Source organism: Bailinhaonella thermotolerans (assembly GCF_003594875.1).
GTDB classification, from domain to species: Bacteria; Actinomycetota; Actinomycetes; order Streptosporangiales; family Streptosporangiaceae; genus Bailinhaonella; species Bailinhaonella thermotolerans.
Map to the genome: position 1 here is coordinate 79149 of NZ_QZEY01000008.1, position 20663 is coordinate 99811.

24 protein-coding genes are annotated in these 20663 nt (G+C 72.8%); 11 read left to right on the forward strand and 13 right to left on the reverse strand.

What is annotated here, in order from left to right; translation table 11 throughout:
• Positions 1 to 4 precede the first annotated feature (4 nt).
• From rlmB to D5H75_RS21135, 4 genes are all read right to left on the reverse strand, one after another.
• Complete coding sequence (gene rlmB, locus D5H75_RS21120) at positions 5 to 976, reverse strand: 23S rRNA (guanosine(2251)-2'-O)-methyltransferase RlmB (protein WP_119928238.1); 972 nt, start codon at positions 974 to 976, stop codon at positions 5 to 7.
• 208 nt (positions 977 to 1184) lie between these two features.
• Positions 1185 to 2588: a cysteine--tRNA ligase gene (gene cysS, locus D5H75_RS21125; RefSeq protein WP_119928239.1), complete on the reverse strand. Its 1404-nt coding sequence runs from the start codon at positions 2586 to 2588 to the stop codon at positions 1185 to 1187.
• Positions 2589 to 2613: 25 nt separating this feature from the next.
• Entirely contained in the window at positions 2614 to 3027 is a 414-nt protein-coding gene (locus D5H75_RS21130; protein WP_119928240.1) for a PPOX class F420-dependent oxidoreductase, read from the reverse strand.
• Between the two features lie 23 nt (positions 3028 to 3050).
• On the reverse strand, positions 3051 to 3443 hold the full coding sequence (locus D5H75_RS21135) for a PPOX class F420-dependent oxidoreductase (RefSeq protein ID WP_119928241.1): 393 nt from the start codon (positions 3441 to 3443) through the stop codon (positions 3051 to 3053).
• A 91-nt stretch (positions 3444 to 3534) separates the two neighbouring features.
• On the opposite strand from D5H75_RS21135, the gene D5H75_RS21140 reads away from it, so the two are divergent.
• A complete protein-coding gene (locus tag D5H75_RS21140; protein WP_147425234.1) occupies positions 3535 to 4365 on the forward strand; it encodes a hypothetical protein in 831 nt (276 codons plus the stop codon).
• A 236-nt stretch (positions 4366 to 4601) separates the two neighbouring features.
• On the opposite strand, the gene D5H75_RS21145 is transcribed toward D5H75_RS21140, so the two are convergent.
• The 3 genes from D5H75_RS21145 to D5H75_RS21155 all read right to left on the reverse strand — a co-directional run bounded on the left by D5H75_RS21145 (position 4602) and on the right by D5H75_RS21155 (position 6225).
• Complete coding sequence (locus D5H75_RS21145) at positions 4602 to 4874, reverse strand: GlsB/YeaQ/YmgE family stress response membrane protein (RefSeq protein ID WP_119928243.1); 273 nt, start codon at positions 4872 to 4874, stop codon at positions 4602 to 4604.
• 389 nt (positions 4875 to 5263) lie between these two features.
• The gene (ispF, locus tag D5H75_RS21150) at positions 5264 to 5725 is read right to left on the reverse strand and encodes a 2-C-methyl-D-erythritol 2,4-cyclodiphosphate synthase (protein ID WP_119928244.1); all 462 of its coding nucleotides are present in this window, start codon (positions 5723 to 5725) and stop codon (positions 5264 to 5266) included.
• A 17-nt stretch (positions 5726 to 5742) separates the two neighbouring features.
• Positions 5743 to 6225, reverse strand: a complete 483-nt coding sequence (locus D5H75_RS21155; protein WP_119928245.1) for a CarD family transcriptional regulator — start codon at positions 6223 to 6225, stop codon at positions 5743 to 5745.
• Between the two features lie 235 nt (positions 6226 to 6460).
• Here D5H75_RS21155 and D5H75_RS41780 point away from each other — a divergent pair, with 235 nt between their 5' ends.
• Complete coding sequence (locus tag D5H75_RS41780) at positions 6461 to 7105, forward strand: hypothetical protein (protein ID WP_202638361.1); 645 nt, start codon at positions 6461 to 6463, stop codon at positions 7103 to 7105.
• Positions 7106 to 7324: 219 nt separating this feature from the next.
• Positions 7325 to 7915 carry a copper chaperone PCu(A)C domain-containing protein gene (locus tag D5H75_RS21170; protein WP_202638362.1) on the forward strand — a complete coding sequence of 197 codons (591 nt, stop codon included), beginning with the start codon at positions 7325 to 7327 and terminating at the stop codon, positions 7913 to 7915.
• A 115-nt stretch (positions 7916 to 8030) separates the two neighbouring features.
• Here D5H75_RS21170 and D5H75_RS21175 read toward each other — a convergent pair whose 3' ends face one another.
• The gene (locus D5H75_RS21175; RefSeq protein ID WP_479688598.1) at positions 8031 to 8711 is read right to left on the reverse strand and encodes a response regulator; all 681 of its coding nucleotides are present in this window, start codon (positions 8709 to 8711) and stop codon (positions 8031 to 8033) included.
• Positions 8712 to 8716: 5 nt separating this feature from the next.
• A complete protein-coding gene (locus D5H75_RS21180) occupies positions 8717 to 9859 on the reverse strand; it encodes a sensor histidine kinase (protein WP_119928436.1) in 1143 nt (380 codons plus the stop codon).
• A 147-nt stretch (positions 9860 to 10006) separates the two neighbouring features.
• On the opposite strand from D5H75_RS21180, the gene phoU reads away from it, so the two are divergent.
• Positions 10007 to 10663 carry a phosphate signaling complex protein PhoU gene (gene phoU / locus D5H75_RS21185; RefSeq protein ID WP_119928248.1) on the forward strand — a complete coding sequence of 219 codons (657 nt, stop codon included), beginning with the start codon at positions 10007 to 10009 and terminating at the stop codon, positions 10661 to 10663.
• Between the two features lie 27 nt (positions 10664 to 10690).
• Here phoU and D5H75_RS21190 read toward each other — a convergent pair whose 3' ends face one another.
• The 3 genes from D5H75_RS21190 to mshA form a co-directional block, all read right to left on the reverse strand.
• Positions 10691 to 11434, reverse strand: a complete 744-nt coding sequence (locus tag D5H75_RS21190) for a phosphoglyceromutase (RefSeq protein WP_119928249.1) — start codon at positions 11432 to 11434, stop codon at positions 10691 to 10693.
• A 163-nt stretch (positions 11435 to 11597) separates the two neighbouring features.
• Positions 11598 to 12089, reverse strand: a complete 492-nt coding sequence (locus D5H75_RS21195) for a type III secretion system chaperone family protein (RefSeq protein ID WP_119928250.1) — start codon at positions 12087 to 12089, stop codon at positions 11598 to 11600.
• Positions 12086 to 13363 carry a D-inositol-3-phosphate glycosyltransferase gene (gene mshA, locus D5H75_RS21200; protein ID WP_119928251.1) on the reverse strand — a complete coding sequence of 426 codons (1278 nt, stop codon included), beginning with the start codon at positions 13361 to 13363 and terminating at the stop codon, positions 12086 to 12088. Before mshA ends, D5H75_RS21195 begins: the two co-directional genes overlap by 4 nt.
• Positions 13364 to 13499: 136 nt before the next feature.
• Here mshA and D5H75_RS21205 point away from each other — a divergent pair, with 136 nt between their 5' ends.
• Together D5H75_RS21205 and D5H75_RS21210 are read left to right on the forward strand one after the other, a co-directional pair.
• Positions 13500 to 14243 carry an SDR family NAD(P)-dependent oxidoreductase gene (locus D5H75_RS21205; RefSeq protein ID WP_119928252.1) on the forward strand — a complete coding sequence of 248 codons (744 nt, stop codon included), beginning with the start codon at positions 13500 to 13502 and terminating at the stop codon, positions 14241 to 14243.
• 24 nt (positions 14244 to 14267) lie between these two features.
• Positions 14268 to 15053, forward strand: a complete 786-nt coding sequence (locus tag D5H75_RS21210; protein WP_119928253.1) for a class I SAM-dependent methyltransferase — start codon at positions 14268 to 14270, stop codon at positions 15051 to 15053.
• Between the two features lie 231 nt (positions 15054 to 15284).
• On the opposite strand, the gene D5H75_RS21215 is transcribed toward D5H75_RS21210, so the two are convergent.
• A complete protein-coding gene (locus D5H75_RS21215; protein WP_119928437.1) occupies positions 15285 to 15797 on the reverse strand; it encodes an O-acetyl-ADP-ribose deacetylase in 513 nt (170 codons plus the stop codon).
• Between the two features lie 184 nt (positions 15798 to 15981).
• Between D5H75_RS21215 and D5H75_RS21220 the strand changes: the two genes are divergently transcribed.
• Genes D5H75_RS21220 through D5H75_RS21240 form a run of 5 tightly spaced genes read left to right on the forward strand, consistent with a single transcriptional unit; the run spans position 15982 to position 20564 of the window.
• The gene (locus tag D5H75_RS21220; RefSeq protein ID WP_119928254.1) at positions 15982 to 16752 is read left to right on the forward strand and encodes a 2,3-dihydro-2,3-dihydroxybenzoate dehydrogenase; all 771 of its coding nucleotides are present in this window, start codon (positions 15982 to 15984) and stop codon (positions 16750 to 16752) included.
• A gap of 27 nt (positions 16753 to 16779) precedes the next feature.
• Positions 16780 to 17994, forward strand: coding sequence for an isochorismate synthase (locus tag D5H75_RS21225; RefSeq protein WP_119928255.1), 1215 nt, complete (start codon positions 16780 to 16782; stop codon positions 17992 to 17994).
• Positions 17984 to 19708, forward strand: a complete 1725-nt coding sequence (locus D5H75_RS21230; protein ID WP_119928256.1) for a (2,3-dihydroxybenzoyl)adenylate synthase — start codon at positions 17984 to 17986, stop codon at positions 19706 to 19708. The genes D5H75_RS21225 and D5H75_RS21230 overlap by 11 nt, the downstream gene beginning before the upstream one ends.
• 8 nt (positions 19709 to 19716) lie before the next feature.
• Positions 19717 to 20358 carry an isochorismatase family protein gene (locus D5H75_RS21235; protein WP_119928438.1) on the forward strand — a complete coding sequence of 214 codons (642 nt, stop codon included), beginning with the start codon at positions 19717 to 19719 and terminating at the stop codon, positions 20356 to 20358.
• Complete coding sequence (locus tag D5H75_RS21240; RefSeq protein WP_242454406.1) at positions 20355 to 20564, forward strand: phosphopantetheine-binding protein; 210 nt, start codon at positions 20355 to 20357, stop codon at positions 20562 to 20564. The genes D5H75_RS21235 and D5H75_RS21240 overlap by 4 nt, the downstream gene beginning before the upstream one ends.
• Positions 20565 to 20663 lie beyond the last annotated feature (99 nt).

Sequence of the window (20663 nt, forward strand, 5' to 3'; positions counted from 1 at the left end):
AAGTCTAGTGCCCTCCACGCCGCTTACGGGCAACCTCGTACAGGGCGATGCCCGCGGCGACCCCGGCGTTGAGCGACTCGGCGGCGGCCCCCATCGGGATCCGCACGACCTGGTCGCAGGACTCGCGGACGAGCCGCGACAACCCCTTGCCCTCCGAGCCCACCACGATCACGAGCGGGTCCGCCGCGAGGTCCACCGCGTCGATGTCGACGTCGCCCTCGCCGTCGAGGCCGATGACGAACAGGCCGCGCTCGCGGTACTCCTCAAGGGCCCGGGTCAGGTTGACCGCGCGGGCCACGGGGGTGCTCGCCAGCGTGCCTGCGGAGGTCTTCCAAGCCGAGGCGGTGACCCCGGCCGAGCGGCGGGACGGCACGAGCAGGCCGTGCGCGCCGAACGCCGCCGCCGAGCGCACGATCGCGCCCAGGTTGCGGGGGTCGGTCACGCCGTCCAGCGCCACGATCAGCGGCGTCTCGGCGGCCTCCCTGGCCCGGTCGAGCAGGTCGTCGGGGTGGGCGTAGGAGTAGGCCGGGACCTTGAGCACCAGGCCCTGGTGGGAGGCGCCGTCGGTGAGCCGGTCCAGCTCGGAGCGGGCCGCCTCCATGAGCGCGATGCCCCGGTCGGCCGCCAGCTTGATCGACTCACGCACGCGGTCGTCGTTGTCGATGCGCTGGGCGACGTAGAGCGCCGTCGCAGGCACCCGCGCCCGCAGCGCCTCCACCACCGGGTTGCGGCCGCTGACCACCTCGGGGGCGTCGGCGGACCGCGTCCTGGACGGGGTGCGGCCGCCGCCGCGCGCGGCGGGGGCCGGGGCGGCCTTGCCCGTCGCACGGGCCTCGCGCCGCTTCTTGTCCGAGAACCACGGGCGCATGCTCGCGGGGGGCGTCGGCCCCTTGCCCTCCAGGGCGCGGCGGACGTGCCCGCCCGTGCCCTTGCTCGGGCCCTTCTTGCGGCTCCCGCCGCTCTTTCCGCCAGCCATGTCCCCCACCTTGCTAGAACGCGGCATACCTTATCGGAACCTGAGCGATGCTCGATGCGGCCGCGTCTCTTCCGACGCGGCCGGGGCCGATTTGGTTGCGCGTTATTACCGTTTTCTTGTCGTCTGTGCCCGCCCGGGCTGGTTCGATCCCGGGCGGGCGTCGCGTCAGGCGCGGGTCGGCGCCCCGTGATCTCGCGGTGGGCGCCGGTCAGCGCCGCGCGATCTCCCAGCGCGGGCCCTGGGCGGTGTCCTCGACCGTGATCCCGGCGGCGGCCAGGCTGTCGCGGATGGCGTCGGCCGCGGCGTAGTCCTTGCGGGCCCGCGCCGCCTGCCGCTGCTCCAGGGCCACCCGGATCAGGGCCTCGATCGTGTCGTGCAGGTCGGTGTCCACGTGCCCGGCCCCGCTGCGCCACTGCGGCGAGCGCGGGTCGAGGCCCAGGACGTCCATCATGTTCTGCGTCTCGGCCAGGTGCCGCGCGAGCTGCTCCTTGTCGCCCACGGCCAGCGCGTTGTTGCCCTCGCGCACCACCTCGTGCACGACGGCGAGCGCCTGCGGCGTGGCCAGGTCGTCGTTCATGGCGTTGACGAACGCCTCCGGCAGCGGGGCGTCGGCGTCCACGTCGTGGATCATCTCCGAGGCGCGGGTCACGAACCCCTCGATGCGCCGGTAGGCCGCCGCGGCCTCGGCCAGCGCCTCGTCGGAGTAGTCGATCACCGAGCGGTAGTGCGGCGCGGCCAGGTAGTACCGCAGCTCGACCGGCCGGACCTTCTCCAGCAGGGACGGGATGAGCAGCGAGTTGCCGAGCGACTTGCTCATCTTCTCGCCGCCCACGGCCAGCAGCCCGTTGTGCATCCAGTAGCGGGCGAACCCGTCACCGGCCGCCTTGGACTGGGCGATCTCGTTCTCGTGGTGCGGGAAGATCAGGTCCATCCCGCCGCCGTGGATGTCGAACGTCGAGCCGAGGTACTTGGTCGCCATGGCCGAGCACTCCAGGTGCCAGCCGGGCCGGCCGCGCCCCCACGGGGTGGGCCAGCTCGGCTCACCCGGCTTCTCGCCCTTCCACAGCGCGAAGTCGCGCGGGTCCCGCTTGAGCGAGTCGGTGTCGGTGTCCCCCGCCTCGCGCATGTTCTCCAGCCTCTGGTTGGAGAGCGCGCCGTAGCCGGCGTAGGACTTCACGTCGAAGTAGACGTCGCCGCCCGAGGCGTACGCGTGGCCGCGCTCGATCAGCCGCTGCATCAGCTCGACCATCTCGGTGACGTGGCCGGTCGCCCGGGGCTCCACGGTCGGCGGGAGGCAGCCGAGGGTGTCGTACGCCCAGGTGAACGCGCGGGCGTAGCGGCTGGAGACGGCCCACCACGGCACGCCCTCCCGCCAGGCGACGTAGAGGATCTTGTCGTCGATGTCCGTGAGATTGCGGCAGAACGTCACGTCGTAGCCGCTGCGCAGCAGCCAGCGGCGCAGGACGTCGTAGTTGACGCTGGACCGCACGTGCCCGATGTGCGGGGCGGCCTGCGGCGTCGCCCCGCACAGGTAGATCGACACCCGGCCGGCCTCGACCGGGACGAAATCACGGACAGTGCGGGTGCTGGTGTCGTATACGCGCAGGCTCACGCAGGCAAGGCTATTTGATGCCGGCTCAACTCAGGTGCCGAACCTGCCCAGGACCCGCGTAATGGACGACTTTCTCCGGCACGACGCGCACGATGACCCGCACCTTGTCCGGCGCCTCCTGACGGAACGGCTTCCCGGTGTACGCCAGGGCCAGCTCCTCGATCAGCGTCCGCTCAGGGTCGTCGCTCAGCGCCGCCCTGCCCCGCACCTCGACGTACCGCTGCGGGTCCTCCGGATCCTGCACGATCAGGCTGACGCGCGGGTCGCGGGCCAGGTTGGCGTACTTGCGGCGGTCCTTGAGCGTGGAGAAGTAGACCGCTTCCTCGTCCGACTTCACCCAGACGATGCTGGTCTGGGGGGAGCCGTCGGGCTGCAGGGTCGCGACGAATGCGAAGTTGGGCGCGGTGAGCAGCGCTCGCGCCTCTGCTGGGAGTGCCATCCCCGGAGTGTAGCGAGCGCCCGTCAGTCGCCCCGGACCACCACCTTGCGGGGCGTGATGCGGATGATCACCCGCTGCGCGCCGGGCGGGTCGTTCGTGTAGTCCGCGCCGGTGTACTTCCGCGACAGCTCGTTGATGAGGACGCTCTGCGGGTCGTCCTCCACCGTGACCTCGCCGCGCACCTCGGCGTAGTGGTACGGGTCGGCCGGGTCGAACACCAGGACCGTGGCGCGCGGGTCGTACTGCAGGTTCTGGTACTTCCTGCGGTCCTTGGTGGTCGAGAAGTGGACCTCGTCGTCCTCGGTCTTGACCCACACCACCGACGAGTGGGGCGTGCCGTCCGGTTGCAGCGTCGTGACCGTGGCGAAGTTCTTCGCGTCGAACAGTTTGCGCGCGTTGTCCCCGAGCTGAGCCATGCGTTCCCCCGATACGCGTGATTCGTCTGTTCCGATTCTGTCATCCGGGCGGGACGCGCCCCCGCCCGCCCCGTTCGGTTACGGTCGGGGCGTGCACACGCTCTACACCCGCCTCGTCGACGATGCCGCTCTCTTTCCCCCGGGGAACGCCCCCATGCCCGCCGCCCTGCGCGGGCACCGGGAGGCCAAGGCCGGGACCCACGCCCCGCTCGTCGGCCGTTTCCTGTGCCCCTCGTCCCGTCTGGCCGAGATGCGCGACCTGCTCGTGCCCGAGGACCTGATCGAGCTGGGGCTGATCGCGGACACCGGGCTGCCGGGACTGCCCGCCGCGCTTTCGGCGATCGCCGCCGAGCCCCGCGTGCGGATGACCGGGCTGGAGATCGCGCTGCCCCGCGAGGCCGACCAGGCCCGCGCCGCGACCGTGACGCTCGCCTCGCTCCCCGCCGACCTGGGCGAGGACGTGGACGTCTTCATCGAGCTGCCCCGCCTGCCGGGCTGGCACGAGGCCCTGGAGCGCGTCGCCGCGGCCGGCCGCGGGGCCAAGCTGCGCACCGGCGGGCTGTCGGCGGACCTGTTCCCCACGCCCGCGGAGGTCGCGGCGTTCATCGAGGCGTGCGTCGCGCTGGGCGTGCCGTTCAAGTGCACGGCCGGGCTGCACCACGCCGTACGGCACCGCGCGGCCGAGACCGGGTTCGTCCACCACGGCTTCCTCAACATCGTCCTGGCCACGGCCGCGGCGGTGGCCGGGTCCGGCGACGCCGCCGACATCCTGGCGTCGGAAGACGCGGACGCGCTGGCGAAGGCGGCGCGAGCCGTGCCCGGGGAGACCGCGGCGAGGACCCGTGCGCTGTTCGCCGGCTACGGCTCGTGCAGCCTGGCCGACCCCATCACCGACCTGCGCGCCCTCGGCCTCATCGACTGAATCGACTGAATCGACCGGGCCGACCGGATCGGCTGAATCGACCGGCTCGACCGGCTCGACCGGCTCGACCGGCTCGGCCGGCTCGACCGGCTCGGCCGAGCGCCGGCGCGGGTCTCCCGCGCCGGCGCCGTACGGCTCACGCGCCCCCGTGAGGGGGCCGCAACGCGGGACGGTGAGGGGGCCGCAACGCGGGACGGCGGACCGGGAACCCCGGTCCGCCGTCCTCGTGCCTCTTGCTAGAGATTCGTTCTGCGCCTGCTGAAGCCGGCGACGATCGCCACGCCGACGGCCGCGAGCACCACCTGGAGGAGTATCTCGATCCAGTCGATGCCGGGGGTGGTGGCCACCCCCAGGTACTGGGCTATCCACGTGCCGAGAAGCGCGGCCACGATGCCCACGACGATCGTCAGGATGATGCCGACCGGCTGCCGGCCCGGAAGGACCAGGCGGCCGAGGGCTCCGACGATCGCGCCGATCACGATCGCGCCGATGATGGTCTCGGGTGACATGACGGTTCCTCCCTGTCCAGTGACCCTGTCACCGTCGCTCCCGGGGGTACCCGTTTCCCGGCGAACCATCCAAAAAAGTCGCTGTCCTGCAAAGATCGGTATGGATTACGTGATCCCGGGCCCGCGCGGGGCTCTCAGAGGCCCGCGGGACGCCGTACGGGAGAAGCGGCGGAAGATGATCGCCGAGGGCGCCGGAAGATCATCTGGAGGCGGCGCGGAGGCGCGCGGGGGAAAGCGGAGCGGCGCCCCGATCCGCGCCGGCGGGACGCCGCTCCACAGATGACGGATTGCCGAACACGCCGGACATTCCATCGAATATTTGACGCACGTCGCGTCGAGGTGGTTCACCGGAAATCCGTAGCGATTCCCCGCCAAAGGTCCGGCGAATGTCAGCCGATTTCGATCACCAGGGCGGTGGCGATCGCCGCGATTCCCTCGCCGCGGCCCGTGAGCCCGAGCCCGTCCGTGGTGGTGCCGGAGATCGTCACCGGGGCGCCGGCCGCGTCGGTCAGCGCGCGCTCGGCCTCAGTACGGCGGGGCGCCAGCTTGGGGCGGTTGCCGATGACCTGGATCGCGATGTTGCCGATCTCGTAACCGGCCTCGCGGACCCGGCGGGCGGCCTCCTTGAGCAGGACCACGCCCGCGGCGCCGGCCCAGCGGGGGTCGTCGGTGCCGAAGACCGCGCCGAGGTCGCCCAGACCGGCGGCCGAGAGCAGCGCGTCGCAGGCCGCGTGGCAGGCGGTGTCGCCGTCGGAGTGGCCGGCCAGGCCCGTCTCGCCGGGCCAGTGCAGACCGGCCAGATGCAGCGAACGCCCAGATGAAAACGGGTGGACGTCGACTCCGACGCCCACCCGGGGAAGCTTCGCGCTCAGTTGGTCAGCACCTCGTCGAGCAGAGCCTCGGCCTTGTCCTCGTTGGTCTTCTCGGCCAGCGCCAGCTCGCTGACCAGTATCTGGCGGGCCTTGGCCAGCATGCGCTTCTCGCCGGCGGACAGGCCCCGCTCCTTGTCCCTGCGCCACAGGTCGCGGACGACCTCGGCGACCTTGTTCACGTCACCGGAGGCGAGCTTCTCAAGGTTGGCCTTGTAGCGGCGCGACCAGTTGGTCGGCTCTTCTGTGTGCGGTGCGCGCAGCACCTCGAAGACGCGCTCCAGCCCTTCCTGGCCGACGACGTCGCGGACACCGACGAGTTCCGCGTTGTCCGCGGGCACGCGAACGGTAAGGTCGCCCTTGTCGACCTTCAGGACCAGGTAGGTCTTTTCCTCACCCTTGATGGTGCGAGTCTCGATGGCTTCGATCCGAGCAGCCCCGTGGTGGGGGTAGACGACGGTGTCGCCGACCTGGAAAGTCATGTGACAAGTACCCCTTCCGCTGTACTCAAGGGTACCACGTGATTTGCCGGGCTCGGAACAGAGAAAAGTATATAACTGCAGGTCAAAGCCGCAATTAGGGACTTGACAAGTGGGCGACTCCGTGAAACTCCACGACTGACACATGCCTCTGACCCCACCGGCCAGTCGCCGCGCGGATATCACGTCGCATACTTGTGGGACCCGCCGCAAGCGATCTGGCCGGGAGGTGCACCACATGAACGGCCATGACAAGGACGACTCCGGTCTCCCGCCTGTTCACGTGGTGATTCCCGACGATCTGCGCGAGCTCGACCGCGAGGTGCGCGCCTACCACCGGGAGCAGCGGCACCGGCGCCGGGCCGAGTGGTGGCGGCGGCTCTCGCGGCGGCTGGGCCCGCTCGGGCCGATCCTGGTCGGCGCCGTCGTCATGGTCACCGCCTCGGCCACGATGATGATCGCGTTCGCGCCCCAGGCGGGCGGTCCCGCGCCGGCCGTCTCGTCCTACGCCTCGCCCGGCCTGAGCCGCACCACGGGCTCCCCGCTGCCCGCGATGACCCTGACCGTGAACGGCCGGCCCACCGCGCTGGCGGCCCTGCGGCCCGCCGTGCTCCTGCTGCTGCCCGACACGGACGCCGCCGAGACGTCCGCCGCCGTCGCCGAGATCCGCCGCCTGGCGGAGCGGGCCGGAGTCCGCGCCTACACCGTGCGCGGCTCCGGGGCCGACATCGCCGACCCGCAGGGGGCCCTGCGCGCGGCCTACCACGCGGGCTCGTTCACCGCGGTCCTCGTCCGCCACGACGGCGTCGTCTCCGCCGTCGTGCGGTCCTCCCGCCCCGACAAGGCCCTGGCCGACCGCATCGCCCGCCTGCGCCCCTCCTGACGTACGGCGGGCCGCCCCAGGGGGCCGGAGGGGGACCTGGGGCGGGGGCGGGCGCGGACCAGTGGTAAGGGGTCGCTATCTTGTGTCTGTCGCGTTCCATCCCAAGGTAGCGATGTGCCCTGGCTTCGCCCGGGATCACCTGGGACAGGCAATGGGCGGGTCGATCCAGGCCCCCGGCGCGGCACCCCCGTAATCCTCTCGGTAAGGAGAAGGCGAACCGTGATCCGCAGCAGCCGACGCAGGGCTCTCATCGTCGCAGCGGCTCTCGCGCTGGCCCCGGTGACAGCGGGCTGCGCGGCCGGTTTCGACGCCCAGACCAGCGCGTTCTACGCCCCCGTGGACGGCCTCACCGCCAAGTTCCGCGGCATCACCATCGCCGACGCGTTCGTGCTGGGCCCGGCGTCGGGGCAGGTCCTCCCGGCGGGCTCCCCGGCGCCGCTGTACATCACGCTGTCCAACGGCAACGGCGCCCCCGACACCCTCACGGCGGTGGCGGCCCCCGGCTTCGCGGGCCAGGTCAAGGTCACCCCGGTCCCGCTGCCCCCCAAGGCTCTGGTCAACCTGGCCAAGCCGAGCCCGACGGTGATCCTGGACAAGCTCGCCACCCCGGTCCGCGGCGGCGAGAACGTCAAGGTGACCCTCTCCTTCGCGAACGCGGGCACCACCACCGTCACGGTCCCGGTGATCGCGCGCAGCGCCCACTACTCCACCCTGCCGACGGCGCCGGGCGCCCCGGCGGCCTCCTTCGTCACCCCGGCCCCGTCGCCCACCCCGGCCGCCACCGCCGGCGGCCACGGCGCGGGCCACTGACCCGCGAGGGCTCGCAGGCGCACGCAAGGGCCCCGCGGACTCCTGTCCCAGGAGTTCGCGGGGCCCTTCGCCGTGTCCGGCCCCGCCCACCGTACGGCGGGGCGGGCACCGCGGGTCAGTCCTCGGCGGGCTCGAACTTGTAGCCGAGGCCGCGGACGGTGAGGATCGAGCGGGGGTTGCCCGGGTCGGTCTCGATCTTGGAGCGCAGGCGCTTGACGTGGACGTCGAGCGTCTTGGTGTCGCCCACGTAGTCGGCGCCCCAGACGCGGTCGATGAGCTGGGAGCGGGTCAGGACCCGGCCGGCGTTCCGCAGGAGGAACTCCAGCAGCTCGAACTCCTTGAGCGGGAGCTGCACCTGGGAGCCCCGCACGGAGACGATGTGGCGGTCCACGTCCATGCGCACCGGACCGGCCTCCAGGACGGCCGAGACGGGCTCCTCGGCCTCGCCCCGGCGGCGCAGGACGGCGCGGATGCGCGCGACCAGCTCGCGCGAGGAGAAGGGCTTGGTGACGTAGTCGTCGGCGCCCAGTTCCAGGCCCACGACCTTGTCGATCTCGCTGTCCTTCGCGGTCAGCATGATCACCGGGACGTTGGACTTCTGCCGGAGCGTGCGGCACACCTCGGTGCCGGGCAGGCCGGGCAGCATCAGGTCGAGCAGCACGATGTCCGCCCCCGACCGGTCGAACGTCTCCAGCGCGTCCGGGCCGGTCTCGGCCACGGCGACCTCGAAGCCTTCCTTGCGCAGCATGTACGACAGGGCGTCGGAGAACGACTCCTCGTCCTCGACGACCAGCACGCGGGTCACTTCGCCGCCTCCAGTGGGGTGGGTACGTCCGCGGCGCCCACCACGGGCAGCCGCAGGGTGAAGGTGGATCCGGAGCCCTCCTTGCTCCAGACCGTCACGTCGCCGCCGTGCGAGACGGCGACGTGCTTGACGATCGCCAGGCCCAGGCCGGTGCCCCCGGTGGCCCGGGAGCGGGCCGCGTCGACCCGGAAGAAGCGCTCGAAGATGCGTTCGAGCGCGCCCTCGGGGATGCCGATGCCCTGGTCGGTCACCGCGATCTCCAGGCGGTCCTGGACCTCGCGGACGTTGATGACCACGCGGGTGCGGTCGGGGCTGTAGGCGATCGCGTTGTCGATCAGGTTGCGCAGGGCGGTGACGAGCAGTTCCTCGTCGCCCCAGACCTGCTCGCCGGTCAGGCCGCCGATCACCAGCGCGATGTTCTTGGCCGAGGCGCGGGTGGAGCAGCCGTCCACGGCCTCGTGCACGACGGTGTCCAGATCGACGAGGCGGGGCGTGGGCATCGGCTCGCCGCCCTGGATCCGGGACAGCGTGATCAGGTCCTGGACGAGGCTGGTCAGCCGGGTGGCCTCGTACTGCATGCGCCCGGAGAACCGGCGCACCGCCTCGGGGTCGTCGGCGGCGCCCTCGACCGTCTCGGCGAGCAGCGAGAGCGCGCCGATGGGGGTCTTCAGCTCGTGGCTGACGTTGGCCACGAAGTCCCGCCGGACCGCCTCGACGCGGTGACGCTCGGTCTGGTCCTCGGCGAGCACGAGCACGAGCCCGTGGGAGCCCAGCGGGGCCACCCGGACCGCGAAGCTCGTCCAGTCCTGGCCGAACTTGTTGCCGAGCACCTCGATCTCGGACTCGCGGATCTCGCCGTCCCTGCGCACCTGGCGGGCCAGCGCGAGCAGTTCGGCGACGACCAGCTCGTCCCCGCGCACCAGGCCGAAGGCGCGGGCGGCCGAGCTGGCGCGCAGCACCCGGTCGTCGGCGTCGAGCACGACCGCGGAGGAGGGCAGCACCGACAGCACCGAGGCGATGCCCGCCGGCAGCGCCGCGGCGCCCGGTTCGGCCTCCGCGTCCGCCCGGGACCGCGGCTCATTCGGCCGTATGGCGAGCACCGTGACCACCCCCACGACGAATCCGACCAGTGCGGTCATCACCGCCACCAGTTCTCCGTACACGCTCCGATGCTAGGTGGGATTCGGCGCTTTGTTGCTGGTTGGTCGGTCCCTGAGCTTGGGTTTCCCGAAAAATTCACCTTGGTGACGGATGTCGTTCACGGGTGGCGGAATAGCTTTGTCCGCATGCGAGACGCTTTCCACGAAGAGCTCGACGGTCTCACCGACCGGCTCGTCGAGATGACGCGGGTGGTCCGGTCGGCCATGGCACGGGCGACGACGGCGCTGCTCGACGCCGACCTCCAGCTCGCCGAGGGGGTGATCTCCAAGGACGCGGAGGTGGACCAGCTCTTCGCGGAGATCGAGGCCACGATATTCGAGCTGATGGCGCGCCAGCAGCCGGTGGCCGTCGACCTGCGGATGATGATCGTGGCGCTGCGGGTGGGCGCCGACCTGGAGCGCATGGGCGACATGGCCGAGCACGTCGCCAAGATCGCCCGGATGCGGCACCCGGACTCGGCGATCCCGCCGGAGCTGCGCGCGACCATCCTGGAGATGGGGCACATCGCCGAGCGCCTGGTCACCAAGGCCGGGACGTGCATCGCCACGCGCGACGTGTCCACGGCGCTGGAGCTGGAGACCGACGACGACGCGATGGACAAGCTGCACCGGCGGCTGTTCCACGTGCTCATGGCCCCCGAGTGGAAGCACGGCGTGGAGCCCGCGGTGGACGTCACGCTGGCCGGGCGGTACTTCGAACGCTACGCGGACCACGCGGTGCGCGTGGCCCGCAGCGTCGTCTACCTGGTCACGGGGAACCGGGCGCCGCAGGCCCAGGGGTGATCCCCGGCAGGCCCGCCCGCCCTGTTCTCACTTGCCCTGGTTCTTGACGGCCTCGATGGCGGCCTGGGCGGCGTCCGGGTCGAGGTAGGTGCCGCCCTGCTTGACCGGGAGGTAGTTCTCGTCCAGGTCGTAGAGCAGCGGGATGCCGGTCGGGATGTTCAGGCCGGCGATCTCGTCGTCGGAGATCTTGTCCAGGTGCTTGACCAGGGCCCGCAGCGAGTTGCCGTGGGCGACCACCAGGACGGTGCGGCCGGAGGCCAGGTCCGGCACGATCGAGTCGTACCAGTACGGCAGCAGGCGCTCGACGACGTCCTTGAGGCACTCGGTCCGCGGGATGAGCTCCTGCGGCAGGGTCGCGTAGCGCACGTCCTGGACCTGCGACATCTCGTGGCCGTCGGGCAGCGGCGGCGGCGGGGTGTCGTAGGAGCGGCGCCAGAGCATGAACTGCTCGTCGCCGAACTCCTCGCGGGTCTGGGCCTTGTTCTTGCCCTGGAGCGCGCCGTAGTGCCGCTCGTTGAGCCGCCAGGACCGGCGCACGGGCAGCCAGAGCAGGTCCGCCTCGCCCAGCGCGGCGTTGGCGGTCTGGATCGCCCGGGTCAGGACCGAGGTGTGCACGACGTCCGGCATGACGTCGTTGTCCACGAGGAGCCGCCCGCCCCTGCGGGCCTCCTCCATGCCCTTCTCGGACAGGCCGACGTCCACCCACCCGGTGAACAGGCCTTCCGCGTTCCACACGCTCTCGCCATGTCGCAGCAGCACCAATGTCGCCATGGCCGAAGCCTATCGGCGCCGCCGCGCCACGCCCTCCACGGCCCGTGCCCCGCGCGCCCCCCGCGCCGGGTACCCCCGCGGGGTTGGGAGGGCTTGTCCACAGAACGCGGCTCGGGCGCCTCGCGGGGCGGGGCGGGGGGCGAGCATCGGGGGCATGCGGATGTCAGTCGGCCGGTTGGGCGAAGCGGGCGAAGGCCTGGAGGTTGGCGGTGGACTCGCCGCGCTTGAGGCGCCATTCCCACTCGCGCCTGATCGAGGAGGCGAAGCCGATCTCCAGGGCACGGTCGAAGTTCTCGTCCGAATACGTCAGGACGCAGCCGAGGAGGCGGTCGATCTCCTCGGGGGTGACGGCCGGGAGCGGGATCCGCCCGACGAGGTAGACGTCGCCCACCGGGTCGAGGGTGAAGCTCACGCCGTACATCGAGCCGTTCTTGGTGAGCAGCCAGCGGTAGAACTCCTCGTGGTTCTCGTCCGGCTGGCGGCAGAAGAACGCCTCGACGTGCAGCGCCTGGTCGCCGACGATGAGCCAGGTCATGGTGGCGAGCTTGTGCTGCCCGGGCAGCTTGGCCAGGAAGGCGCCGGGGCGCGGCCGCTCATAGGAGATCTCGGCGGCCTTGAGCGTCTCCTCGATCACCTCGGCGGGGCCGGCGCTCATTGGTTGGCCACCAGGGGAAGGGTGCTGTTCTCGACCATGGCTCCGGTATATACCTCCGCGAGCCTGCCCGCCGTCGCGGACCAGCCGAACATCGACGCGTGCGCGATCGCCGCCCGGCCCAGCTCGTCGCGCCAGGCGGGCTCGCGGGTGAAGCGCAGCAGCGCCCGCGCCCAGTCGCCCGGGTCGTGCCCGTCCACGAGCACGCCGGTGATGCCGTCGCGCACGGCCGTGCGCAGCCCGCCGACCGAGGCGGCGGCGACGGGGGTGCCGCAGGCCTGCGACTCCAGCGCGACCAGGCCGAACGACTCGTTGTACGACGGCACGACGGTCACGGTCGCGGCGCGATACCAGTCGGCGAGGTCGGCCTGCGGCATCGGCGGCTCGTTCCGCACGACGTCCTCGATGCCGAGGGAGGCGGCCAGCTCGCGCAGCCGGTCGGGCTGGCACAGGCCGGCGCCGCTCAGGCCGCCGACGCAGGTCACGACGAGGCGGGAGCGCAGCGACGGGTCGGCCTCGAGCATGCGGGCGGCGGCCTGCAGGAGCACGTCCGGGCCCTTGAGCGGCTGGATGCGGCCGACGAAGAGCAGCACCACGGCGTCCCTGGGCAGGCCGAGCCGGTCACGGGCCCCGCCCTGCTCGCCGGGCTGGAAGGTGCCCAGGTTCACGCCGGGGTTGACGACGGCGACCCGCTCGGGCGCCGCGCCGTACAACGAGATCAGCTCGGCGGCCTCGGCGTCGGTGTTGGCGATCAGCCGGTCGGCGACGTCCACGACCTGCTCCTCGCCGATGACGCGCGCGGCGGGCTCGGGCTTGTCGCCCTCGGCCAGGGCGAGGTTCTTCACCTTGGCCATGGTGTGCATCGTGTGCACGAGCGGCACGCCCCAGCGTTCCTTGGCCAGCCAGCCGACCTGCCCGGACAACCAGTAGTGCGAGTGGATCACGTCGTAGTACCCGGGCTCGTACATCGCCTCGGTGCGCAGCACGCCGGACAGGAACGCGCAGAGCTGGGCGGGCAGTTCGTCCTTGGCCAGTTCCTCGTACGGCCCGGCGGTGACGTGGCGCACGAGCACGCCGGGGGCCAGCTCGGTCACCGGCGGCTGGTCGCGCGCGGTGTGCCGGGTGAAGATCTCCACCTCGACGCCCAGGTGGGCCAGGCGCTTGGCGACCTCGACGATGTAGACGTTCATGCCGCCCGCGTCCCCGGTCCCCGGCTGGTCGAGGGGAGAGGTGTGCACGCTGATCGTCGCCACCCGGTTGACGCGACGTCTTGACACACCTGCTCGCGGTGCGAACGGCACGGGACACCACCTCCAACTTGCTCACAACCCAGCCAAGGTTGTGAGGATTCCCCTGATATGTCGCGATAGGCACCATAGGGGCTCCTGAGAAGGCGTCTGCCAGGATGTAAGCGTGACGAAGACAGCAGTGGTGACCGGCGCGAGCGGCGGCATCGGGGAGGCGACCGCCAGGCGCCTCGCGGCCGAGGGTTTCGAGGTCGTGGCGGCGGCGCGGCGCCGCGAGAGGCTCGACAAGCTGGCGGCCGAGGTGCCCGGGATCACACCCGTGACGCTCGACGTGACGTCCCCGGAGTCGGTGGCGGCGCTGGCGGAGTTTTTGCCCTCGTGCGACGTGCTCGTGAACAACGCGGGCGGCGCGATCGGGCTGGAGCCGGTGGCCGAGGGCGACCCCGCCGACTGGCGGGCCATGTACGACTCGAACGTCATCGGCTCGCTGCGCGTCACCCAGGCGCTGCTGCCGAAGCTGCTGGCGTCCGGTGATGGCGTGATCGTGATGCTGACCTCGATCGCCGGGGAGGTGACCTACGAGGGCGGGGGCGGCTACACCGCCGCCAAGCACGCCCAGGCCGCGATGACCGAGACGCTGCGGCTGGAGCTGGTCGGGCGGCCGATCCGAATCGTGGAGGTCGCGCCCGGCATGGTCCACACCGAGGGCTTCTCGCTCAACCGGTTCCGGGGCGACGCCGAGCGCGCCGCCAAGGTCTACGAGGGCGTGCCCGACCCGCTGACCGCCGACGACGTCGCCGACTGCATCGCCTGGTGCGTCACGCGTCCCGCGCACGTCAACATCGACAAGCTCGTCGTCAAGCCGCGCGCCCAGGCCGCCCCGCACAAGGTCCACCGCGTCACCGGCTGACCTGGCCGCGAGAGGGGTGAGGCCGTGCCCAGGCCGGTCGGGGAGATCACCCGGGGGACCACCGCCCCGAACCGCCTGCGCCGCGTGGACCGGTGGATCGCCGCCGTGTACGGCCGCCGGCTGCCGGGGTCCCTGGTCGTGGACCTGGGGTACGGCGCCTCGCCGGTGACGACCCTGGAGATGTTCGTGCGGCTGCGCGCGGTGGCCCCGGACGTCTCCGTCGTCGGCGTCGAGATCGACCCGGAGCGGGTCGCGCAGGCGCTGCCGTACCAGCGGCCGGGGCTGTCGTTCCGGCTGGGCGGGTTCGAGCTGCCGGTGCCGCGCCCGCCCATGCTGGTGCGGGCGTTCAACGTGCTCCGGCAGTACGGCGAGGCCGAGGCGTGGACGTTCTGGGACTCGCTGCGGCGGCGCGTCCACCCGGACGGGGTGATCGTCGAGGGCACCTGCGACGAGCTCGGCCGCCGCGCCGTCTGGGTGGCCCTGGGCGCCGAAGGCCCGCGCACCGTCACCTTCGCCGCCCGCCTCGCGGGGTTCACCCGCCCCTCCGACCTGGCCGAGCGCCTCCCCAAGACGCTGATCCACCGCAACGTCCCCGGCGAGCCGGTCCACGCGTTCCTCACCGCCTGGGACCGCGCCTGGGACATCGCCGCCCCCTTCGGCGCGTACGGCAAGCGCGCCCGCTGGATCGCCGCCGCCGAGACCCTGGCCGCCACGTGGCCCGTGGCCGTGCGCCCGCCGCTGGGCGGCCGCCCCCGCTGGCGCCTCGGCGAGCTCACGGTCCCCTGGCCCGCCGTCGCCCCCCGCCCCTGACCGCACCCCGCCGCGACCGCGCCGCGCCGAGGGCATCCGCATGACCGGTTCGCTGACACCCTGTGCTCAAAACCGCGTGATCGCCGCGAAGGGGCGCACCGGGATCTTCCCGCTCTGGGCGGGGACGGCCGGGCAGGGGTGGGCGAAGGACTTCCGTGCCTGGGCTTGAGGGCCCGGCAGGAGAGCGGCCCCGGGCGTACGCCGGGCCGTTTCCGCACGGCGCCCGGGGGGTCAGGCGCTGAGGGCGCGGGTGAAGGCTTGGTGGGCTTCGGGGGTGAAGAGGACGAAGCGGGCTTCGGTGACCGAGGTGGGGGTGTCCCGGACGGTGGTGATCGCGATGCGGGCGGCGTCGTCGATGGGCCAGCGGTAGACGCCGGCGGAGACGGCGGGGAAGGCCACCGTGCGCGCGCCCAGCTCGTCGGCCACGCGGAGGGACTCGCGGTAGCAGGAGGCGAGGAGGGCGGAGCGGTCCTCCGACGCGGAGTGGACCGGGCCCACGGTGTGGATCACCCAGCGGGCGCGCAGCCTCCCGGCCGTGGTGGCGACGGCCTGGCCGGTGGGCAGCCCGTCCCGGTAGCGGGAGGCGCGCAGCTCACGGCACTCGGCGAGGATCTCCGGGCCGCCCCGCCGGTGGATCGCGCCGTCCACCCCGCCCCCGCCGAGCAGGGAGGAGTTGGCCGCGTTCACGATCGCGTCGGCCTCCTCCTCGGTGATATCCCCGAGCTTGAGGGTGATGCGTGTCATGGTCATCCGCCTCCTCCCGCCGATTATGCCCAGGTCCGCGCGGACGCGCCCGGACAGGGGGCTCCCGACCCTATCTCTTAGGTAAGGCTCTCCTAAATTTTGCCCCCATCTCCCTCTTGATGATCATAATTAGGTAAGGCTAACCTAAACGTTCGCACAAGGGTCATAAGCGGACGGAGGGTTCATGGAGCCGGGCATCTCGGGGGCACACGCGTTCGTCACGGGGGCGGCGCGGGGTATCGGGGAGGCCGTGGCGCGCACCCTCGCCGGGTACGGCGCGAGACTCAGCCTCCTGGACCGCGACCCCGGCCCCCTGGCGCGCCTGGCCCGCGAGCTGGACACCCCGAGCGCCCACGCCGCCGACGTCTCCGACGCCCGGGCGGTCGAGAAGGCGGTCGCGGAGGCCGAGGACCGGCTCGGCCCGATCGGGATCCTGGTCAACGTCGCCGGGGTGCTGCACACCGGCCCGGTCGCGGAGTTCGGCGACGAGGAGTGGGCGCGGACCTTCGCCGTGAACACCGGCGGCGTCTTCCACGTGTCCCGCGCCGTCGTCCGCCGCATGATCCCCCGCGCCGCCGGCGTGATCGTCACCGTGGCGTCCAACGCGGCCGGCGTGCCGCGCGCCGAGATGGCCGCCTACGCCGCGTCGAAGGCCGCCGCGACCATGTTCACCAAGTGCCTGGGGCTGGAGGTCGCGCGGTACGGCATCCGCTGCAACGTCGTCGCGCCCGGCTCCACCGACACCGCGATGCAGCGGGCCCTGTGGACGGACGACCGGGCCGCCGAGCGCGTGATCGCGGGCGTCCCCGAGGCGTACCGGACGGGCATCCCGCTCGGCCGCATCGCCGAGCCCGGGGACATCGCCGACGCCGTCGCCTTCCTCGCCTCCGACCGGGCCCGCCACATCACCATGCACGACCTGTACGTGGACGGAGGCGCGACCCTCCGCGCCTGATCATCCCCCACTCCCGAAGGAAGCCCCGTGATCCTCGCTCCCGACCTGGCAACCGCCGAGGACCTGCTCGCCGGCTATCCGGGCCCCGCGTCGTTCTTCTTCGCCTCCCCCCGGGGCGCCTTCCGCACCGACGGCGCCTACCTGACCGTCCCGCCGTCCCTGCGTCCCGACGCCCACGCCGACCTCCCCGGTCGCGTCGCCGCCGCGCTCGGGCTCGCCCGGGCGGCCGGGCACGAGTCCCCGATCGCGGTCGGCGCGATCCCGTTCGCCCCGACCGCCGACGCCGCCCTGGTCATCCCCGAGCGCGTACGGCGGGCCGCCCCCCTGGCCGGCCCGGACGCCGCCCCGCCGGACGATCCACGGCCGCCCGCCCCGCCGTACGGCCCGGCGGACCGGGGGGCGTACCGGGTGGAGGAGGTGCCGGGGCCGGGGGAGTACGCCGAGGCCGTACGGCGGGCCGTCGCGCGGATCGAGGACGGGGAGCTGCGGAAGGTCGTGCTGTCGCGGGCGCTGCGGGTCGTGGCGCGCGGCGGGCACGAGATCGGGCCGCTGGTGGCGGCGCTGGCCGGGCGCGATCCACGGGCGTACACGTTCGCGGCGGACCTGGGCGGCGGGCGGACGCTGCTGGGGGCCAGCCCCGAGCTGCTGGTGACCAGGACCGGCGGGAAGGTGGTCGCCAACCCGCTGGCCGGCTCGGCCCCGAGGTCGGCGGACCCGGAGGAGGACCGGCGGCGGGCGGAGGCGCTGCTGGCCTCGGCCAAGGACCGGCACGAGCACGCCCTGGTCGTGGACGCGGTCGCCGACGCGCTGCGCCCCCTGTGCACCGCGCTGGACGTGCCCGCCGAGCCGGAGCTGATCCGCACCGCCGCCATGTGGCACCTGTCCACGGTGGTCGAGGGCGTGGCGGCGCCCGGCGTGACCTCGCTGGCCCTGGCCACCGCCCTGCACCCGACCCCCGCCGTCTGCGGCACCCCGGTCGAGGCGGCGCGCACGGCGATCGCCGAGCTGGAGCCGTACGACCGGGGCTTCTACACCGGGATGGTCGGCTGGGAGGACGCCGACGGCGACGGCGAGTGGGTGGTCACGATCCGCTGCGGCGTCGCCGAGGGAGACCGCCTGGACCTCTACGCCGGGGCGGGGATCGTCGGCGCGTCCGACCCGGCGGCCGAGGTGGCCGAGACCGGCGCCAAGTTCCGCACGATGCTGACCGCCCTCGGCCTGGAGACCGCCGATGCCCGCTGACCGGATCGACCACGTGCCCTATCCGCCCGAGTTCGCCGCCCGCTACCGGGAGCGCGGCCACTGGCGCGGCGAGACCTTCGGCGGGCTGCTGCGCGAGTGGGCGCGGCGGTACGGCGACCGCACGGCGATCACCGCCGCCGACGGGACGGGCCTGGGCTACGCGGAGCTGGACGACCGGGCGGACCGGCTGGCGGCCGGGTTCCACGGGCTCGGGGTGCGCGCCGGGGACCGCGTGGTGGTGCAGCTCCCGAACGTCCCCGAGTTCTTCGAGGTGGTCTTCGCGCTGTTCCGGCTCGGGGCGCTCCCGGTGTTCGCGCTTCCGGCGCACCGGGCGGCCGAGATCTCGTACTTCTGCGAGCACACCGAGGCCGTGGCGTACGTGACCACCGCCGTCCACGAGGGGTTCGACCACCGGGAGCTGGCCCGCGAGGCCGCGCGGACCGTCCGGCACGCGGTGATCGCGGGCGAGCCCGGGGAGTTCACCGCGCTCTCCGGCCTGTACGCCGAGCCGCGCGACCTGCCCGGGCCGGAGCCGTCGGACCTGGCGTTCCTCCAGCTCTCCGGCGGGAGCACGGGCCTGCCCAAGCTGATCCCCCGGACGCACGACGACTACATCTACAGCGTCCGCGCGAGCGCCGAGATCTGCGGGCTGGACGAGGACAGCGTCTACATGTGCACGCTGCCCGCCGCGCACAACTTCCCGCTCAGCTCCCCCGGCACGCTGGGGACCTTCTACGCCGGGGGCCGGGTGGTCCTGTGCCCGCGCCCGGACCCGGGCACGGCGTTCGCGCTGATCGAGCGGGAGCGGGTCACGATCACCGGGGTCGTGCCGCCGCTCGCGCTCGTGTGGCTCGACGCCGCGCCGCGCACGCCGTACGACCTGAGCAGCCTGGAGATCCTCCAGGTGGGCGGGGCGAAGTTCGCCGAGGAGGCGGCGCGGCGGGTGGAGCCGGTGCTCAAGTGCCGGCTCCAGCAGGTCTTCGGGATGGCCGAGGGGCTGGTCAACTACACGCGCGACGACGACCCCGACGAGATCGTGACGACCACGCAGGGCCGCCCGATCTCCCCCGACGACGAGATCCGCGTCGTGGACGACGAGGACCGCGAGGTGCCGCCGGGGACGCCGGGGCACCTGCTCACGCGCGGGCCGTACACGATCCGGGGCTACTACCGGGCGGAGGCGCACAACGCGACCGCGTTCACCGCCGACGGGTTCTACCGGACCGGCGACATCGTCCGGGTCACGCCCACCGGCCACCTGGTGGTCGAGGGGCGGGCGAAGGACCAGATCAACCGGGGCGGGGAGAAGATCGCCGCCGAGGAGGTCGAGAACGTGCTGCTCGGCCACCCGGCCGTGGCGGACGTCGCCGTGGTCGGCATCCCGGACGACTACCTGGGCGAACGCACCTGCGCCTATGTCATCCCCCGGGGCGAGGCCCCGAGGGCCGCCGAGATCCGGGCGTTCGTGCGGCGGAGCGGGCTGGCGGCGTTCAAGGTGCCCGACCGCGTGGAGTTCGTCGAGGCGTTCCCGGTGACCGGCGTCGGCAAGATCAGCCGCCGTCGGCTCCGCGCCGCCCTCCGAGCCCGCCTCGATGAACCCGGTGGACCCGGCGAAAGCCCCGGCGGGCCCGGCGAGAGTACGGGCGGGCCGCCGGACGACCGGCCCGCCGAAGCGTCTTCCCCCATCGCGCCCGGAACTCACGAAGAGAGGTGAACCCCCCGATGGCCATCCCGGCGATCGCCCCCTACACCCTGCCCACCGAGGCCGAGCTGCCGGAGAACAAGGTCACGTGGCGGCCGGACCCGCGGCGGGCCGTGCTGCTCGTGCACGACATGCAGAACTACTTCCTCGCCCCGTTCACGCGGGGCGCGCCCCCGCTGGGCGAGGTGATCGAGAACATCGCGCTGCTCACCCGGCACTGCGCCGAGCTGGGCGTGCCGGTGATCTACTCGGCCCAGCCGGGCGGGCAGGCGCCGGAGGACCGCGGCCTGCTCACCGACTTCTGGGGGCCGGGCCTGGCCGCCGACCCCGAGGCGACGGCGATCGTGGACGCCCTCGCCCCCGGAGACCCCTCGGCCGTGCTGACCAAGTGGCGGTACAGCGCGTTCGTGCGCACCGACCTGGCCGAGCGCATGGCCGGGCGCGACCAGCTCGTGATCACCGGCGTCTACGCGCACATCGGGGTGCAGGCGACGGCGACCGACGCGTTCATGCGCGACATCCAGACGTTCGTGGTGGCCGACGCGGTGGCCGACTTCTCCGCCGCCCACCACCGGGACGCCCTGGCGTACGTCGCGCAGCGCTGCGCCGCGCTCACCACGACCCACCGGCTCGCCGACGACCTCCTGGGAGTGATGAAGTGACCGTCGAGGACCTGCGGGCCCAGATCGAGGAGCTCATGGGCGAGGCCCCGGAGCCGGACGAGAACCTCGTGGACTGGGGGCTGGACTCCATCCGGCTGATGACGCTGGTCGAGCGCTGGCGCGAGGAGGGGGTCGAGGTCGCCTTCGAGGACCTGGCCGAGAACCCGACCCTCACCGGCTGGGCCGAACTCCTCCGCACCCCGTGATGGCGGCGGGCGCGGCGCCGTACGGCACCGCCGGGCACTCCACGCCGCCGTACGGCGGAGCGGCGGACGGCGGAGCGGCGGAGCGGGAAGGCGGCCGGG